Here is a 16,897-nt window from a genome sequence, read left to right on the forward strand (position 1 = left end):
ACGGGGCACCGCGCCGCCACGTGTGACCGGACGGGACGCGCCGGGTGCGGCGTCCGGCACTCAGCCGGCGGCCGGCCCCAGGGCGTCCGCCGCGGCGCGCGTCACCGCCGCCCAGTCCGGCTCGGGCATCCCGGCCGCGGCGCGGGGCCGGGCCGTGAACAGCCGGACCTGCTGGATGCCCTGGTGCAGCAGCATGGACAGCCCGGACGCCACCGGACCGACCTCCCGGGACCAGGCGGACGCCAGCACGGAAGGCCACGGGTCGTAGGCCGCGTCCAGCAGGGGCGGCAGGGCGGCGTCGGCCGGCACGTGTGCGGCCAGGGCGTCCGCGGCGCGCGGCGGCAGGGTGGCGACGACGGCACGCAGCCCCGGCGCCCGCCGGAGCAGATCCGCCTGGGTCAGGGTCGCCCAGCGCAGCCCGAGCGCGTCGGCCAGGGCCGTCACCTCGGCGGCGCGGGCGGCGTCGCGGACGCCGAAGAGCACCGCGTCCGCGCCGAGCGTGGCGGCGGCGAGGACGGCCGCCGTCGCGGTCCCCCCGTTCCCGAGGACGCCGAGGGTCCCGCCCCGGGCGGCACGGTCGAGGCCGGCCGCGGCGAGGGCGCCGAGGATGCCGTCCACGTCCGTGTTCTCGGCGTGGACGACCCCGGGCGCGGAGGGGTGGTCGCGCACGAGGGTGTTCGCGCTGCCCAGGAGCCGGACACGGTCGCTGACGTGCCCGGCGGCGGCGACGACCGCCCGCTTCAGCGGCATGGTGACGGAGCAGCCGAGCCAGTCCTGCCCGCGGGCCGCGGCCGCGCCGCCGTCGGCCGCGCCCGGGGCGCCGAGGTGCTCGGCCGCGAAGGCGAGCACCTCGTCCTCGCCCAGGTCACGGCGGCCGTAGTCGACGTCGAGGCCCAGGACCCGGTAGGCGGCCGTGTGCAGCACCGGGGAGAGCGAGTGGGCGATCGGCCGGCCCAGGACCGCCGCGCGCAGCACGGGGCGCATCAGCACACCCCCGGATTGGAGGCGCAGTAGCGCTGCAGGGTGCGCACGTGCTGCTGGTGCTCCTCATAGGTGCGGGAGAACTCGGTGTGGCCGGTGCCGATGTCCGTGGTCACCCAGTAGTAGGCGTCCGTCTCGGCCGGGTCGAGGGCGGCCTCGACGGCCGCGTCGGAGGGCATGCCGATCGGACCCGGTGGCAGGCCCGGGTGCACGTACGTGTTGTAGGGGTTCGAGGCGTCCTGGCGCTGGCCCGAGGTGAAGCTGAGGCTGCGCACGCCGAGGCCGTACGTGACGGTGGCGTCGATCTGCAGGAGGCCGTGCGTCTCGGTGTTGTCCGGGGCGAGGCGGTTCTCGATGGCGCCGGCGACCTGCCGGTAGTCCTGGGGCAGGGCCTCCGCCTCGAGGATGGAGGCGATCGTGAGCACGCGCTGCTGGTCGGCCGGGTCGCGGATGTCGAGGGCGTCGAGCTCGGCGAGGGTGGGCCGGATCAGGGCGTCGAGCACCTGCTCGGCGGTGGCGTCGACGGGGAGGCGGTACTCCCCCGCGTCGAGCCAGCCCTCGAGCGTGCCCGCCTCCCCGGGGACGCCGTAGCGGGTCGGGTCCTGGGCGGCGGCCTCGAGCTCCTCGCGGGGCAGCCCCGTGGCCTCGGCGACGGCGTCCAGCACCTCGGTGAGCCGCCGGCCGCGCTCCACGAGCACGTAGTGCACGGCCCCGTCCGTGGCGCCCTGGAGCACCGCGAGGGCCTCGGCCGCGGGCATCCGCTCGCGCAGCACGAAGTCCCCCGACCGCACGAGACCGCTGTCCGTGTCCCGGGCAGCGCGCTCGAACGCACGGGCGGAGGCCACGATGCCGGCCCGGTCCAGGCGGGCCGCCACGGAGCCCAGGTCCTCGCCCGGCCCCACCGAGAACGTCACCTCGTCACCCTCGACGGCCGTGTGGTCGGGGCCGCTCAGGAAGCCGCGCACGATCAGCCCGACCACGACGGCGAACGCCACGAGCACCGTGCCCAGCACCAGCGCGGTCCGCCGCCGGTCGGCGCCGCGGTCGACCCGCGGGGCCGGGTGAGACCCGGAGCCCCGGCGACGCAGGAACCTGCGAGGCCGGCGTGGGCCGGCCGCGTCGACCGGCTGGGACGGGGCGCCGAGATCGGCCTCGTCCGCCTCGCCGTGGGCGAAGCCGAACACGTCGAGGTCGTCGTGGACGTCGGCCTCGTCGCCGAGCAGATCGTCCCACTGGTCCTCACGCCGAGCGTGCTGGCGGTCGCCGGTCACCGGATCCGCTCCCGGTCCTGGCCGGCCCAGCGTCCGGTGCGGCGCTGCTCGTCCACGGCGGCCTGCAGGATCGCGACGGCGGCCGCCTGGTCGATCACGCCGCGGCTGTCCTTGACGGACCGGCCCGCGGCCCGCAGTCCGGCCTGCGCGGAGACCGTGCTGAGCCGCTCGTCGACGAGCCGGACCGGCACAGGCTGGCCCGCCTCGACCAGGGCGGCGGCGACGGCGTCCGCGTAGTCGAGGGCGTCCTGCGTGGACGGCGTGTGCTCGCCCCGCAGATTCACCGGCAGACCGACGTACACGGCGACGACGTCGAGCTCGCGTGCGTGGGCGACGAGCTCGTCCACGTCACGACGTCGACGCGCATCCCGCCGCAGGGTGGCCACGGGGGTGGCGATCAGGCCGTCGGGGTCGGCCGACGCGACGCCCACGCGGGCACGGCCGACGTCGACGCCGAGGGTGCGCCCCCGGCGCACGGCGTCGCTCGCCACGGCGGCCCCGTCCTGACCTGCGCTCACGTCCGCCTCAGGCCGCGCGCACCGCGGCGACGACGGCCTCGAGCGCGTCCTCGACGCGCGTGACGTCCTGGCCGCCGCCCTGGGCGACGTCGTCCTTGCCTCCGCCCCCGCCGCCGAGCACGCCGGTGGCGGTCTTGACCATGGCGCCCGCCTTGAGGCCGGCCGCGCGGGCGGCCTCGTTGGTCGCCACGACCACGAGGGGCCGGCCCTTGGCCTCGGCCGTGAGGGCCACGAGCACAGGCGTGCCCGCCGCGTTGCCGCCGGCCGACTCGATCCGGGCGCGCAGGTCCAGCACGAGGGAACGCAGCTGGTCCCCGGCCACGTCGCCGACGTGGTGCGCCAGCACCCGCACCGACGTCCCGGCGGACGTCGTGACGTCCTGGGCCTGCCCGGCGAGCTGGCCGGCCTGGGCCTGCAGCGCCTGGGCCCGCAGCTCCGCGACCTGCTTCTCGGCCGCCTTGAGCCGGTCCAGGGTGGCGCCGATGCGGTCCTTGAGCTCCTCGGCCGGGGCCTTGAACATCTCCGAGAGCTCGGAGACGAGGGTGCGCTCCGCGGCGAGGTGGCGGAACGAGTCCAGGCCGACGAGCGCCTCGACGCGGCGGTTGCCCGAGCCCACGGACTGCTCGCCGAGCAGGGTCAGCGAGCCGATCTGCGCGGTGCGGCCCACGTGGGTGCCGCCGCACAGCTCGCGGGACCAGGCACCGTCGATCTCCACGACGCGCACCCGGTCGCCGTACTTCTCGCCGAACAGGCTCATCGCACCAAGTGCGCGCGCCTCCTCGAGGCTCATCTCCTGGGTGAGCACGGCGTGGTCGTCGCGGATGGCGATGTTCACCACGTCCTCGACCTCGGAGCGGGCCCCGGCCGAGAGCGCCTCGGCCCAGCGGAAGTCGAAGCGCAGGTAGCCCTCCTTGTTGAAGGAGCCGGACTGCGTGGCCTCGGGGCCGAGGACCTGGTGCAGCGCGGCGTGCACCAGGTGGGTGCCGGAGTGGGCCTTCTCGCCGTCGAGGCGGCGCTGCAGGTCGATCGCGCCGAGGGCCTGCGCGCCGGCGGCGACCTCCCCGTCGAGGACCTTGACCCGGTGCACGGACAGCCCCTTCACGGGGGCCTGCACGTCGAGCACCTCGAGGCGGAAGCCGTCGCCGGTGATCAGGCCGGTGTCCGCGGCCTGGCCGCCGGACTCCGCGTAGAACGGCGTGGCGTCCAGGACGAGCTCGAGCTCCGTGCCGGCGCCCGCGGACGCGACCTCCTCGCCGTTCTGCAGCAGGCCGCGCACCACGGACTCGGTGGTGTGCTCGGTGTAGCCGGTGAAGTGGGTCTGGCCCTCGGCGCGCAGGCGCTGGTACACGGCCGTGTCCGTGTGACCGGACTTCTTGGCCTTGGCGTCCGCGCGGGCGCGGTCGCGCTGCTCGGCCATGAGGGCGCGGAACCCGGCCTCGTCCACGGCGACGCCGGCCTCCTCCGCGATCTCGAGCGTCAGCTCGATCGGGAAGCCGTAGGTGTCGTGCAGCTCGAACGCGTCCGGGCCCGCGATGCCGCCGCCCGCCGAGCGGGCCTGGCCCACCGCGGCGTCGAGGCGGGCCGTGCCCGCGGCGATGGTCCGCAGGAACGCCTTCTCCTCGGCGTAGGCGATCCGGGAGATGCGCTCGAACTCGTCCGCGACCACCGGGTAGGTGCCCTTCATCGCGTCCCGGGAGACCGGCAGCAGCTCGGGGAACACGGGCTCGGTGACGCCCATCAGGCGCAGGGCGCGGACGACGCGGCGGATGAGGCGGCGCAGCACGTAGCCGCGGCCCTCGTTGCCGGGACGCACGCCGTCGCTGATCAGCATCAGGGCCGAGCGCACGTGGTCGGCCACCATGCGCAGGCGGACGTCGTCGTCGTAGTGCGGGTCGGCCGGGTCCTCGGTGGAGGTGTAGGAGCGGCCGGCCAGCTGCGCGGCGCGGTCGAGCACGGGGCGGACCTGGTCCGTCTCGTACATGTTCTCCACACCCTGGAGGATCATGGCGAGCCGCTCGAGGCCGAGACCGGTGTCGATGTTCTTGTGCTCGAGCTCGCCGGCGATGTCGAAGTCGTCCTTCGAGCGCACCGCGGAGAGGCGGTACTGCATGAACACGAGGTTCCAGATCTCGATGTAGCGGGTGTCGTCCGCGGCCGGGCCGCCGTCGACGCCGTACGCGGGGCCGCGGTCGTAGAAGATCTCCGAGCAGGGGCCGCCCGGGCCGGGCTGGCCGGTGTTCCAGTAGTTGTCGTCCTTGCCCATGCGCTGGATGCGCTCGGGACGGACGCCCACGTCCTCGCGCCAGATGCGCTCGGCCTCGTCGTCCTCGCGGTACACGGTGACCCAGAGGCGCTCGGGGTCCAGGCCGAAGCCGCCGTCCTCGACCGAGGACGTCAGCAGCTCCCAGGCCATCGGGATGGCCGTCTCCTTGAAGTAGTCGCCGAAGGAGAAGTTGCCGCACATCTGGAAGAAGGTGCCGTGGCGGACGGTCTTGCCGACCTCCTCGATGTCCGCGGTGCGGATGCACTTCTGCACCGAGACGACGCGCGGGCTCGGCGGGGTCTGCTCCCCCAGGAAGTACGGGATGAACGGGACCATGCCGGCCACCGTGAACAGCAGCGACGGATCCGGCGAGACGAGCGACGCCGACGGCACCACGCGGTGCCCCCTGGACTCAAAGAAGGCGGTCCAGCGGCGGGCGATCTCCTGGGACTTCATGCGGGGGTGTCCTTCTGCGTGGTGGTGGTCTGGGGGCGGGCGGCGCCGTGCGACGGCGGCTCCACGGTCTCCCCGGAGATGATCGGCCCCGTGTGGGGCAGGTAGGGCGCGGCCCAGGGGGCCTCGGCGCGGACGCGCTCGGCCAGGCGCCGGGCACCGTCCTGCAGGGCGGCCGCCGCGGCGTCGGCGGCGGCCTCACCGGCCTGGCGGGCCAGACGCTCCGGGTCCAGGCGGGCGGAGAACCCCGCGCGCCCCCCCGCGGAGCCAGGGTCAGACGTCGGCGCGTCGGTCGCGTCGGTGGCCGGGTGGGCACGGTCGCCGAGGGCGCGGTGTGCGAACCAGCCGGATGCGGCGCCGGCGCCGACGAGCAGCAGCGAGCGGAGCATGGCGGGGGCCTCCTTCGGACGGCAGGGATTCCGGCCCCACCTTACCGGGCGCGGCGCCGATCCCCGGCGGCGGGCCCGGGGGACGCCGCAGGCCCGGTCACCTCCGAGAGGTGACCGGGCCTGCGGGACGCGCGGGGCGCCGTCGTCCGGGACGGACCCGGCCGCGGCGGATCAGCGCGCGTAGTACTCGACCACGAGCTGCTCCTCGCAGGTCACGGGGACCTCGGAGCGCTTCGGGCGACGGGTGAGGGTGGCGCGCAGCTTGTCGATCTCCACGGTCAGGTAGCCCGGGGTGGCGGGCAGGACCTGCTGGTGGGCGCCGGCGGCGGCCAGCTGGAAGGGGACCATCTTCTCCGAGCGCTCGTGCACGTGGATCATCTGGCCCTCCTTCACGCGGAACGAGGGGACGTCCACGCGCTTGCCGTCCACCATGATGTGGCGGTGCACGACGAGCTGACGGGCCTGCTGGATGGTGCGGGCGAAGCCGGCACGCAGCACGAGGGCGTCGAGGCGCTGCTCGAGGAGCTCGACCAGGTTCTCACCGGTCAGGCCGGCGGTGCGCTTGGCCTCCTCGAAGTAGCGGCGCATCTGGGCCTCGCGGATGTTGTACTGGGCGCGCAGACGCTGCTTCTCCTTGAGGCGCACCGCGTAGTCCGAGTCCTGCTTGCGGCGGGCACGGCCGTGCTGGCCGGGGCCGTACGGACGACGCTCCATGTACTTCTCGGCCTTGGGGGTCAGCGCGATGCCCAGGGCGCGGGAGTGCCGCACGGTGCGGCGGGTGCGAAGGTTGCCACTCATGGTGGACCTGCCTTTCCTTGACGTGCGGCACGGTTCGGGTTTGTCTCGAGGTCTCGTCCGGGCGCCGGGGCGCACGGGTCAAGGGGCCTCGAACCTGGCCTCCCCGCGATCCTGAGGAGAGCTGAGGGGCGTGCCGCCGCCCGTCATCCACTGATGCGCTGCGCGTCCCTCGCCCGGGCACGCGGGCGTCCGCGGGGATCCGAGCGAGGGGGATGCGTCCGGGGCGCAGCGCCTGCCAGACCGGTCCACCTTACCAGAGCGACGACGACGGGGCGGGCCGGGGCTCAGGCGCGCGGCGTGGCCGCGGTGCCGGGGTCCGCGCCGAGGAGCTGACCGGCCTGGTCCAGGTGGGAGGCCTCGACCAGCACGTCGTACGACTCGGCCTCCATGGTCTGCAGGGACGTGAAGTCGCGCCTGCCGCCGGTGGCCGCGTGGCCGATCGCCCCGAAGACCGCCCCCCACAGGGCGCCCAGGCCCAGGGAGATCAGCAGGATCCAGAGGAACCCGAAGCCGGGGGCGAAGATCGAGAAGAGCAGGCCGAGCAGGAGGCCGAACCACAGGCCCTGCAGCCCGCCGCGGACGGCGGCCTTGCCGGTGGTCATCCGGCCCAGGACCTGCTCCACGGAGCGCAGCCCGGTGCCCACGATGCGCACGCGCTCCACGGGGAACCCGGCGTCGGAGAGCTGGTCCACGAGGGCCTGGGCCTCGGCGTAGGCCGGGACGGAGCGCAGGATGCGGTAGTCGGCCTGCGGGAGGGCGGGGCCGCCGGCGCCGGGGCGGCCGTACGGGGCCGGCTGCTGCGCGGCGGTGTGCTGGGGGGTGGACTGCTGCGGAGTGGACTGGGTCATGGGGGCGGCTCCTTCTGTTCCTTCTGTGCGTCGGTGGTGCATGGGGGCGCGAGCGGGCGAGGAGTCGGCGGGCCGACGTCGACCGCCCCGCTCATCCCTGGACAACCGGTGATCCGGGCGTCTTTATTCCGCGCGGCCGCCCGAGGCCTCCGCCCTCGGGCCCGGCGCGCGCTCAGTCGCCGCGGATGATCCGGCGCAGCGCGACCACCTGCTCGGTGAGCCGCTTCTCGTGTCCGATGGGCTTGGGCCGGTAATAGTCCCTCCCGACCAGGGGGTCCGGCGCGTACTGCTGACGGGCGACGGCGTGCGGCTCGTCGTGGCTGTAGACGTAGCCCTGGCCGTGGCCGAGGGCCGCCGCGCCGGGGTAGTGCGCGTCCCGCAGGTGCGCCGGCACCGCGCCCGTGTGGCCGGCCCGCACGTCCGCGATCGCCTCGTTCACGGCGGTGTAGCTCGCGTTGGACTTCGGCGCGGTGGCCAGATGCGTCACGGCCTGCGCCAGGATGATGCGTCCCTCCGGCATGCCGATCAGCTGCACGGCCTGGGCGGCGGCCACGGCGGTCTGCAGCGCGGTCGGGTCGGCCATGCCCACGTCCTCGGACGCGGAGATGATCAGCCGCCGGGCGATGAACCGGGGGTCCTCCCCCGCCTCCAGCATCCGGGCGAGGTAGTGCATCGACGCGTCCACGTCCGAGCCGCGGATGGACTTGATGAAGGCACTGATCACGTCGTAGTGCTGGTCGCCGTCCTTGTCGTAGCGCTGGACGTGGTGGTCCATCGCCTGCGCGGCGTCCTCCTCCGTGACCGCGACGGCGCCCTCCCCCGCCCGGCCGGCCTCGCGCGCCTTGTCCAGGGCGACGCCGGCCGCGGCCTCCAGCACCGTGAGCGCCCGCCTCGCGTCGCCGCCGGCCATCCGCACCAGGTAGTCCCGCGCGTCGTCCTGGAGCACCACGGCGCCGTTGAGCCCGCGCTCCTGGGTCACGGCACGGTCCAGCAGCCCGACGATGTCGTCGTCCGTGAGGGGACGCAGCGTGAGCAGCAGCGACCGGGAGAGCAGGGGTGCGATCACGGAGAAGGACGGGTTCTCCGTGGTCGCGGCCACCAGCACGACCCAGCGGTTCTCGACGCCCGGCAGCAGCGCGTCCTGCTGCGCCTTGGAGAAGCGGTGGATCTCATCGAGGAACAGGACGGTGGTGCGCCCGTAGAGGTCCCGTTCGCGCTGGGCCTGCTCCATCACCTGCCGCACGTCCTTCACACCGGCCGTGATCGCGGACAGCTCCGTGAACGTGCGCCCGGGGGCGCGGGCGATCACGTGGGCCAGCGTCGTCTTGCCGATGCCCGGAGGCCCGTAGAGGATGACCGAGCTCGGTCCCGCGGCGGAGTCCGGATCGGGCTCGGCGAGCTTGCGCAGCGGGGAGCCCGGCCGCATGAGGTGCCGCTGGCCCAGCACGTCATCCAGCGTGCGCGGGCGCATGCGCACGGCCAGCGGTGCGCCGGGGTGCGGGGCGGCCACGGTGCCGGCCGGGCCGTCGTCGTCGGCCCCGGTGTGCGCGGCGCTGAAGAGGTCGTCCATCGGGTCCAGGGTAGTCCTCGGCCCGCGGGCGCGTGGGTGGCATCCTGGCCGCATGAGCCCCGCCGCCCCGCGCGCCGACCACACCCATGTCCTGCTGCTGCGCGGGATCAACGTGGGCCGGAGCAACCGTGTCGGGAAGGACACGCTGATCCGCTGGGCCCGGGCCGCCGGCGGGGAGGCGGTCACGACCCACCTGGCCAGCGGCAACGTCCTGTTCCGGGCGTCCTCCGACGCGGCCGCCGAGGGCGTGCGGCAGGGGTTCGCGCGGCGGGCGCGTGAGGAGGGCGGCCTCGACGTCCCCGTGGTCCTCGTGGACGTGGGCACGCTCCGGCGCGCCCTGGAGCTGCACGACGCGCTCCCCTGGGCCGGCGGCGAGCCGAAACGCACCCAGCTCACCGTGCTCGAGGACGACCCCGCACCCGAGGCGGCCGCCGCCCTGGCCGCGCTCGACCACGGGGATGGCCGACCCGCGGGGCCGGATCGCACGGCCCTGGAGGGACGGCTGCTGTGGATGCGCTGCGCCGCGGGGGTCGCCGACTCCCCGCTCACCCCGGCTCGCCTCGACCGGGCGCTCGGGGTGCGCGGCACGGCCCGGAACCTCACGACGGTGCGGGTGCTCGCGGGGCTGCCGAGCGAGGACTGACCTCGGCGGACGGCACGCGGGGCGTCCGGGGCGTCGACACCCGCGGGACACCGCGCGCTGGCCGGGACGTCACGGTCCGTTCACATCCGTGCGATGGGGTGACCCCGTCCTCCGCCTCCCTGCCCTGACTGGAGCATCCATGCCTCGCCTCGCACGCCTCGCCACGGCCGTCACCGCCGCGGCCCTGTCCACGGCCTTCCTCGCCCCGGCCTCCCTCAGCGCGCCCGCCCCGCACTCGGCCACGGCCCAGCGCGCCGCCATCGCCGCCAACCCGTCCGGCAAGAGCATCGAGCTCACCCGCGCCGGCACCCACGAGACCGGCGTGTTCGGCGAGTCCGCCGCCGAGATCCCGGCCTTCGACGCGGTCTCCGGCCGCCTGTTCGTGGTGAACGCGCAGCGCGGCGCCGTCGACGTCATGCGCCTGGGCGCCGACGCCGCCCCCGTGGCCGAGCGGACCCTCTCCGCCGAGGGCCTGCGCACCGCGGACGGCTCCGTCACGGACAAGGGCGCCACGGTGAACTCCGTGGCCGTCTCCGGCGGCGTGATGGCCGTCGCCGTGGAGGCCGCCGAGAAGACCGACCACGGCTGGGTCGTGTTCTTCGACACCACCACCCTGCGCTACCTCGGCGGCGTGCGGGTGGGCGCCCTGCCGGACTCGCTGGCCTTCTCCCCGAACGGGGCGTACGTGGTGGTCGCCAACGAGGGCGAACCGGCCGACGACTTCTCCGTCGACCCGGAGGGCACGATCTCCGTGGTCTCCGTGCCGAAGAACGCCCAGCAGTTCTCCCGCCTGACCCAAGACGCGGTGCGCACCGTGGACTTCCGCGCCTACGACGCCGGCACCGCCCTGCCCGCCGGCGTGCGCGTCTCCGGCCCCGATGTGGCCGTGCCCGCCGGTCACGAGCCCGCCGGTCGGGTGGCCCGCAACCTCGAGCCGGAGTACGTCACCATCGACCCGCCCGGACGCACCGCCTACGTGTCCGTGCAGGAGGCCAACGCCGTCGCCGTCGTGGACCTGAAGTCCGCCACGCTGGAGGACCTCTGGGCGCTGACGCCCACCGACTGGTCCACCGAGGGCATGCTGGACGCCTCGGACAAGGACGGCGGCATCGAGCTGGGCCACTGGCCGGTCGACGGCCTGCCCATGCCCGACGGCATCGACACGTACCGCTGGCGCGGTCAGAACCTGGTCGTCACCGCCAACGAGGGTGACGGGCGGGAGTGGGGCGACTTCAACGACTCCGAGCGCGTCAGCGACCTGGACCTGTGCGCCGCCGAGTTCCCGGGGGCCAAGGCCCTGCAGAAGAAGGATGCCCTGGGCCGCCTGAAGGTGCTCACCGACCTCGGCTACGACTCTGAGCGCGAGTGCCACTCCTCCCTGACCACACTGGGCGGCCGGTCCTTCTCCATCTACACCGCGGACGGCACCCGCCTGTTCGACTCCGCCGGCATGATCGAAGAGCAGATCGCCCGGCTCGTGGCCGCCGGCGAGCTGCCGGAGCACGCGTTCAACGCGAACAACGACGAGACCCCGTCCGGGGACTCCCGTTCGGATGACAAGGGCCCCGAGCCCGAGTCCGTGGTGGTGGGCACGATCCAGGGCCGCACCTACGCGTTCGTGGGCCTCGAGCGCATCGGCGGCGTGATGGTCTTCGACATCACCGACCCGCGGAACGCCACCTACGTGGACTACGTCAACGACCGTGACTGGGATGCCGCGGGCGACGACGCCGCGGCCGGCCTGGGTGACATGGGCGCCGAGGGCCTGACCTTCGTGCCGGCCGACGAGTCCCCCTCCGGCACCGCCCTGCTGATCGTCGCCAACGAGGTCTCCGGCTCGACCACCGTGTACGAGGTGGATCCGACCCGTCGTCAGTGATCCGCTGACGCGGACCGGTTCCGGGCGCGTTGCAGAATGGCTGCATGAGAGCCGTTCTGCAACGCGCCCGTTCCGCTTCCGTCGTCGTGGATGGCGAGGTGGTCGGCTCCTTCGAGGGCGAGGGGCTGGTGATCCTGCTCGGAGTGTCAGTCACGGACACGGAGGCCGAGGCCGTCCAGGTGGCCCGCAAGGTGGCCGGGCTCCGCATGCTCGACGGCGAGCGGTCCCTCACCGACGCCGGTGCCCCGGCGCTCGTCGTCAGCCAGTTCACGCTGTACGGCGACGTGCGGAAGGGCCGGCGGCCGTCCTGGACGCGCGCGGCGAAGGGCAACCAGGCCGAGCCGCTCTACGAGCGGTTCACGGCCGAGCTCGAGGCCGCCGGCGTGCGCGTGGAGCGCGGGGTGTTCGGCGCGAAGATGGACGTCTCCCTCACCAACTCCGGGCCGTTCACGCTGATCGTGGACTCGGACGAGCTGGCCGGTCCGCGGCGCGGCTGAGGCGGGCCCGCCGCGGACCCGGATCAGGCCTCCGGCTCGGCCTCGGCCTGCTTCGGCTCCGGCTGCGCGTCGACGCCGGCCTCCTTGCGCTGCTGGGCGGTGATGGGCGCCGGTGCGGCCGTCAGCGGGTCGAAGCCGCCGCCGGTCTTCGGGAACGCGATGACCTCGCGGATCGAGTCGGTGCCGGCCAGCAGGGCGACCACGCGGTCCCAGCCGAACGCGATGCCGCCGTGCGGCGGGGCGCCGTACTTGAAGCCCTCGAGCAGGAAGCCGAACTTCTCGTTCGCCTCCTCCGGGGACAAGCCCATGACCTCGAACACGCGCTCCTGCACGTCCCGACGGTGGATGCGGATGGAACCGCCGCCGATCTCGTTGCCGTTGCACACGATGTCGTACGCATACGCCAGGGCCGCGCCCGGGTCGGTGTCGAAGGTGTCCGCGAACTCCGGCTTGGGCGAGGTGAACGCGTGGTGCACGGCGGTCCAGGCGCCCGCACCCACGGCGACGTCGCCCGAGGCCACGGCGTCGGCCGCCGGCTCGAACATCGGCGCGTCCACGACCCACACGAACGCCCAGTCGGCGTCCTTCGCGGCCACGCCGTCACCGGCATCGGTGAACAGCCCGCAGCGACGGCCGATCTCCACGCGGGCCGCACCCAGCAGCGCGCGGGACTCCTTCGGCTTCCCGGCGGCGAAGAACACGCAGTCGCCCGGGTTCGCGCCCACGGCGGCGGCCAGCCCGGCCTTCTCCTCCTCGGAGATGTTCTTGGACACCGGGCCGGTCAGTTCGCCGTCCTCCTGGATGAGCACGTAGGCCAGGCCCTTGGCGCCGCGCTGCTTGGCCCACTCCTGCCACGCGTCGAGGGTGCGGCGGGCCTGGGAGGCGCCGCCCGGCATCACGACGGCGCCCACGTACTCGTTCTGGAACACGCGGAACGGGGTGTCCTTGAAGTATTCGGTCAGGTCCGTCAGCTCGAGGCCGAAGCGCAGGTCCGGCTTGTCCGAGCCGTACTTCTCCATCGCCTCGGCGTAGGTCATGCGGCGGATCGGCGTCGGGACGTCCACACCGACGAGGGCCCACAGGGCCTTGACGATCTTCTCGCCGAGGGCGATCACGTCGTCCTGCTCCACGAAGGAGGCCTCGATGTCCAGCTGGGTGAACTCGGGCTGGCGGTCCGCGCGGAAGTCCTCGTCGCGGTAGCAGCGGGCGATCTGGTAGTACTTCTCGATCCCGCCCACCTGCAGCAGCTGCTTGAACAGCTGCGGTGACTGCGGCAGGGCGTACCAGGAGCCGGGAGCCAGGCGGGCCGGGACGAGGAAGTCGCGGGCGCCCTCCGGCGTCGAGCGCGTGAGTGTCGGGGTCTCGACCTCCACGAAGCCCTCGCCGTGCAGCAGCTCGCGCGCCGTCCGGTTGACCTCGGAGCGCAGGCGCATGATGCGCGAGGGCTGCGGGCGGCGCAGGTCCAGGTAGCGGTGGCGCAGCCGGGCCTCCTCGCCGACCTCCACGTGCTCGTCCACCTGGAACGGCAGCGCGGCGGCGGTGTTGAGCACCGTCACGGTCTCCGCGATCAGCTCGATCTCACCGGAGGGCAGGTTCGGGTTCTCATTGCCCTCGGGGCGGCGCTCGACCGTGCCGGTGACCTGCAGGACCCACTCGTTGCGCAGCGGGTCGAAGTCCGCCTCGTCCCGCACCACGACCTGGGCGAAGCCCGAGGCGTCGCGCAGGTCCACGAAGGCCACGCCGCCGTGGTCTCGCCGCCGCGCCACCCAGCCGGTGACGGTGACGGTCTGGCCGATGAGCGAGGCGTTGAGCTCGCCGAGGGAGTGGGTGCGCAGCACGAGGATCCTCTCCGTCCGGTCGCCGGACGATGTGCGGGGTTCATGTGATGGTCGACGCCGTGTGATACGCCTGCGGGGCGGGCGCGCGCCGTTCCCGTCAGTCTAGTGCCCCGTCCACACTGCCCCAGCCCAGGAGGACCCCGTCATGACCGCCGCCCTGCAGCGCCGCCTGACCCTGCTCCACGCCGTCGCGATCGGCCTCGGCTCGATGATCGGCGCGGGCGTGTTCACCGCGATCGGCCTGGCGGCCGCGCTCACCGGCGGCCACCCCGGCCTGCTGTACGGGGCCCTGGCGGTCGCGGCCGTCGCGGCCCTGTGCAACGCCCTGTCCACGGCGCAGCTGGCCACCGTCCACCCCGAGTCCGGCGGCGCCTACGTCTACGGCCGGCGGCAGCTGCACCCGTGGGCCGGCTTCGTCGCCGGCTGGGGCTTCGTCACGGGCAAGACCGCGTCGGTGGCCGCGATGGCGGCCACCCTCGGCCTGTACCTCTTCCCCGACGACGCCGCCGCGGCCCGGTGGACGGGCGTGGCCGCCGTCGTCGTGCTCACCGGGGTGGCGATGGCGGGCGTGACGCGGACCGCGCAGGCGACGTTGGCGATCCTCGTGCCCGTGCTCGCCGTGCTCGTGTTGGCCATCGGCGCAGGCCTGGCGCGCGAGGCCCCCGGGGGCTCGGCCGCGGCGCTCGGCGTCGACTCCCCCGTGCAGGGCGTGCTCATGGGCGCGGGCGTCCTGTTCTTCGCGTTCGCCGGCTACGCGCGCGTGGCCACCATGGGTGAGGAGGTCATCGACCCCGCACGCACGATCCCGCGCGCCATCCTGATCGCCCTCGCCGTGACCGTGGCGCTGTACTTGCTGCTCGCCACGGCGCTGATCTCGGGCCTCGGGACCTCCGGGCTGGCCCGGTCCCCGGCGCCCGTGCGCGACCTGCTCGAGACCGCCCTGGGCTCCGGCTGGGGCTGGGTGGCGGTGGCCGGCGCCGCCCTCGCCGCGGCCGGGGCCATGCTCAACCTGCTGACGGGCATCTCCCGCACCGCCCTGGCCATGGCCCGCGAGTCCGACCTGCCCCGCCCCCTGGCACGGGTCCATGCGGGGACCGGCACGCCGTGGACGGCTCAGCTGACGTTGGCCGCGGCCGTGATCCTGCTCCTGCTCACCACGGACATCCTCACCGTGGTGGGCTTCAGCTCGTTCGGCGTGCTCGTCTACTACGCGGTGGCGAACCTGTCCGCCCTGACCCTGCGCGGGGACGACGACGGCCGCCGCCCGGCCCGGCCGCGCCCGCTGCGCCCGCTGCGCGTGCCCCGCGCCGTCAACGTCCTGGGCCTGGCCCTGTGCCTGCTGCTCGCCCTCAGCCTGCCGCCGATGTCCGTGGCCGCGATGGCGGGCGTGTTCCTGATCGGGGTGGGCGGGCGCGCGTTCGTGCGGGCCGGGCGCCGGGGCCGGTGACCCGACGCGCAGACACCCACCGCCGCCGCACACCGGGGCCGGCATAGCGGCCGCGTCCGCTCAGTCCTGCGCGCGGGCGACCTGCGGCAGCAGGTCCTCGGCCGGCGGGGTCCAGTCGGCCGGGTCCGCGGCGTGCTGCTCGCCGGAGCGGATGTCCTTCACCTCGTGGACCCGCGCGCCGGCGTCGTCCCGACCCATGAACCAGACGAACGGGATGCCGCGGCGGTCCGCATACTTGATCTGCTTGCCGAACTTCTCCGCGGACACCGCGACCTCCGCGGGGATGCCGCGCTCCCGCAGCAGGGCCGCGACGTCCTGGGCCTCGGACCAGTCCTCGTCCGCCGTCAGCGCCACGTACACCGCGGTCGGCACGGAGCGGGAGGCCACGGCCATCTGCTGGGACAGCATGCGCATCACCAGCCGCGTCACGCCGATGGACAGTCCGACACCGGGGAACACGCGGTTCCCCTTGGACGCGAGCGCGTCGTAGCGGCCGCCCGAGCAGATCGAGCCGAGCTGCTCGTGGCCCACCAGGACGGTCTCGTAGACGGTGCCCGTGTAGTAGTCCAGGCCGCGCGCGATGGACAGGTCCGCCACGGCGCGCCCGGGGGCGCGGCGGTGCAGGGTGGCGACGACGTCGGCCAGCTCGGTCAGCCCCTCCTCGAGCAGCTCGTGGGTCACCCCCAGGGCGCGGACCCGCTCGACGAACGAGGTGTCCGACGTGCGGATGTCCGCCAGGGCCAGCGCCTGCGCAGCCTGCTCGGGGCTCGCGCCGACCTCCTCCTGGAGCAGCCGCGCGACCTCCTCCGGGCCGACCTTCTCCAGCTTGTCGATGCTGCGCAGCACGCCGGCGGTGTCCTCCAGGCCGATGCCCCGGTAGAAGCCCTCGGCGAGCTTGCGGTTGTTCACGCGGATGAGGAAGTCGCCGATCGGCAGGGCGCCGAGCGCCTCGGCCATCACCAGTGCGACGTCGGCGTCGTACCGGGGCGAGAGGGCGCCGTCGCCGACGACGTCGATGTCCGCCTGGGTGAACTCGCGGGCGCGGCCCTCCTGAGGGCGCTCCCCGCGCCAGACCTTCTGCATCTGGTAGCGACGGAAGGGGAAGGCGAGGTGGCCGGCGTTCTCCACGACGTAGCGGGCGAACGGCACGGTGAGGTCGAAGTGCAGGGCCAGGCGCTTGGGGTCGGCCGGGTCCTTGGGATCGCGCAGGCCCGCGGCGACCTCCTCGTCCTCGGCCAGGCGCGAGACCGCGTAGACCTCCTTGTCCACCTCGCCCTTGCGCAGCAGCTGGCCCAGGGTCTCCACGGCACGGGTCTCGATGCCGGCGAACCCGTGCAGCTCGAAGGTCCGCCGCAGCGTGTCGAGCACGTGCTGCTCCACGAGCCGCTCGGCGGGCAGCCACTCGTGGAAACCGGACAGGGAGGCCTTGCGGGACATGGCGATCCTTCGAGACGACGACGGCGGGGACGCGCGACGGTCCCCCGCCGGCGCACCGGCCCATT

The 16,897-nt window shown here is 74.3% G+C and carries 14 protein-coding genes; 4 read left to right on the forward strand and 10 right to left on the reverse strand.

What is annotated here, in order from left to right; all coding sequences use genetic code 11:
- Nucleotides 1-60 precede the first annotated feature (60 nt).
- The 8 genes from AC0VX2_RS06200 to AC0VX2_RS06235 all read right to left on the reverse strand — a co-directional run bounded on the left by AC0VX2_RS06200 (nucleotide 61) and on the right by AC0VX2_RS06235 (nucleotide 9,091).
- Nucleotides 61-984 carry a shikimate dehydrogenase family protein gene (locus AC0VX2_RS06200; RefSeq protein WP_036313793.1) on the reverse strand — a complete coding sequence of 308 codons (924 nt, stop codon included), beginning with the start codon at nucleotides 982-984 and terminating at the stop codon, nucleotides 61-63.
- Nucleotides 984-2,252: an endolytic transglycosylase MltG gene (locus AC0VX2_RS06205; protein ID WP_136939976.1), complete on the reverse strand. Its 1,269-nt coding sequence runs from the start codon at nucleotides 2,250-2,252 to the stop codon at nucleotides 984-986. Before AC0VX2_RS06205 ends, AC0VX2_RS06200 begins: the two co-directional genes overlap by 1 nt.
- Nucleotides 2,249-2,770 (reverse strand): Holliday junction resolvase RuvX, encoded by a 522-nt coding sequence (gene ruvX / locus AC0VX2_RS06210; protein ID WP_051995205.1) that lies wholly within the window; start codon nucleotides 2,768-2,770, stop codon nucleotides 2,249-2,251. Before ruvX ends, AC0VX2_RS06205 begins: the two co-directional genes overlap by 4 nt.
- Before the next feature lie 7 nt (nucleotides 2,771-2,777).
- Nucleotides 2,778-5,489, reverse strand: coding sequence for an alanine--tRNA ligase (gene alaS, locus AC0VX2_RS06215; RefSeq protein WP_036313688.1), 2,712 nt, complete (start codon nucleotides 5,487-5,489; stop codon nucleotides 2,778-2,780).
- Nucleotides 5,486-5,875 carry a hypothetical protein gene (locus AC0VX2_RS06220; protein ID WP_020621562.1) on the reverse strand — a complete coding sequence of 130 codons (390 nt, stop codon included), beginning with the start codon at nucleotides 5,873-5,875 and terminating at the stop codon, nucleotides 5,486-5,488. The genes alaS and AC0VX2_RS06220 overlap by 4 nt, the downstream gene beginning before the upstream one ends.
- 171 nt (nucleotides 5,876-6,046) lie before the next feature.
- Nucleotides 6,047-6,673 (reverse strand): 30S ribosomal protein S4, encoded by a 627-nt coding sequence (gene rpsD / locus AC0VX2_RS06225; RefSeq protein WP_036313685.1) that lies wholly within the window; start codon nucleotides 6,671-6,673, stop codon nucleotides 6,047-6,049.
- A 284-nt stretch (nucleotides 6,674-6,957) separates the two neighbouring features.
- Nucleotides 6,958-7,521 carry a general stress protein gene (locus tag AC0VX2_RS06230; protein WP_020621560.1) on the reverse strand — a complete coding sequence of 188 codons (564 nt, stop codon included), beginning with the start codon at nucleotides 7,519-7,521 and terminating at the stop codon, nucleotides 6,958-6,960.
- Between the two features lie 172 nt (nucleotides 7,522-7,693).
- The gene (locus AC0VX2_RS06235) at nucleotides 7,694-9,091 is read right to left on the reverse strand and encodes a replication-associated recombination protein A (RefSeq protein WP_251393407.1); all 1,398 of its coding nucleotides are present in this window, start codon (nucleotides 9,089-9,091) and stop codon (nucleotides 7,694-7,696) included.
- A 52-nt stretch (nucleotides 9,092-9,143) separates the two neighbouring features.
- Here AC0VX2_RS06235 and AC0VX2_RS06240 point away from each other — a divergent pair, with 52 nt between their 5' ends.
- The 3 genes from AC0VX2_RS06240 (at nucleotide 9,144) to dtd (ending at nucleotide 12,110) form a co-directional block, all read left to right on the forward strand.
- On the forward strand, nucleotides 9,144-9,734 hold the full coding sequence (locus tag AC0VX2_RS06240) for a DUF1697 domain-containing protein (RefSeq protein ID WP_020621558.1): 591 nt from the start codon (nucleotides 9,144-9,146) through the stop codon (nucleotides 9,732-9,734).
- A gap of 139 nt (nucleotides 9,735-9,873) precedes the next feature.
- Nucleotides 9,874-11,613 (forward strand): choice-of-anchor I family protein, encoded by a 1,740-nt coding sequence (locus tag AC0VX2_RS06245; RefSeq protein ID WP_020621557.1) that lies wholly within the window; start codon nucleotides 9,874-9,876, stop codon nucleotides 11,611-11,613.
- A gap of 44 nt (nucleotides 11,614-11,657) precedes the next feature.
- Entirely contained in the window at nucleotides 11,658-12,110 is a 453-nt protein-coding gene (dtd, locus tag AC0VX2_RS06250; protein WP_036313682.1) for a D-aminoacyl-tRNA deacylase, read from the forward strand.
- A 23-nt stretch (nucleotides 12,111-12,133) separates the two neighbouring features.
- Here the strand turns inward: dtd and aspS are convergent, their stop codons facing one another.
- Nucleotides 12,134-13,948 (reverse strand): aspartate--tRNA ligase, encoded by a 1,815-nt coding sequence (aspS, locus tag AC0VX2_RS06255; RefSeq protein ID WP_136939975.1) that lies wholly within the window; start codon nucleotides 13,946-13,948, stop codon nucleotides 12,134-12,136.
- 145 nt (nucleotides 13,949-14,093) lie between these two features.
- Here aspS and AC0VX2_RS06260 point away from each other — a divergent pair, with 145 nt between their 5' ends.
- A complete protein-coding gene (locus AC0VX2_RS06260) occupies nucleotides 14,094-15,395 on the forward strand; it encodes an APC family permease (RefSeq protein ID WP_136939974.1) in 1,302 nt (433 codons plus the stop codon).
- A 60-nt stretch (nucleotides 15,396-15,455) separates the two neighbouring features.
- On the opposite strand, the gene hisS is transcribed toward AC0VX2_RS06260, so the two are convergent.
- Nucleotides 15,456-16,832: a histidine--tRNA ligase gene (hisS, locus tag AC0VX2_RS06265; RefSeq protein WP_036313678.1), complete on the reverse strand. Its 1,377-nt coding sequence runs from the start codon at nucleotides 16,830-16,832 to the stop codon at nucleotides 15,456-15,458.
- Between the last annotated feature and the right edge of the window lie 65 nt (nucleotides 16,833-16,897).

The organism is Micrococcus sp. iso_239 (assembly GCF_056173395.1).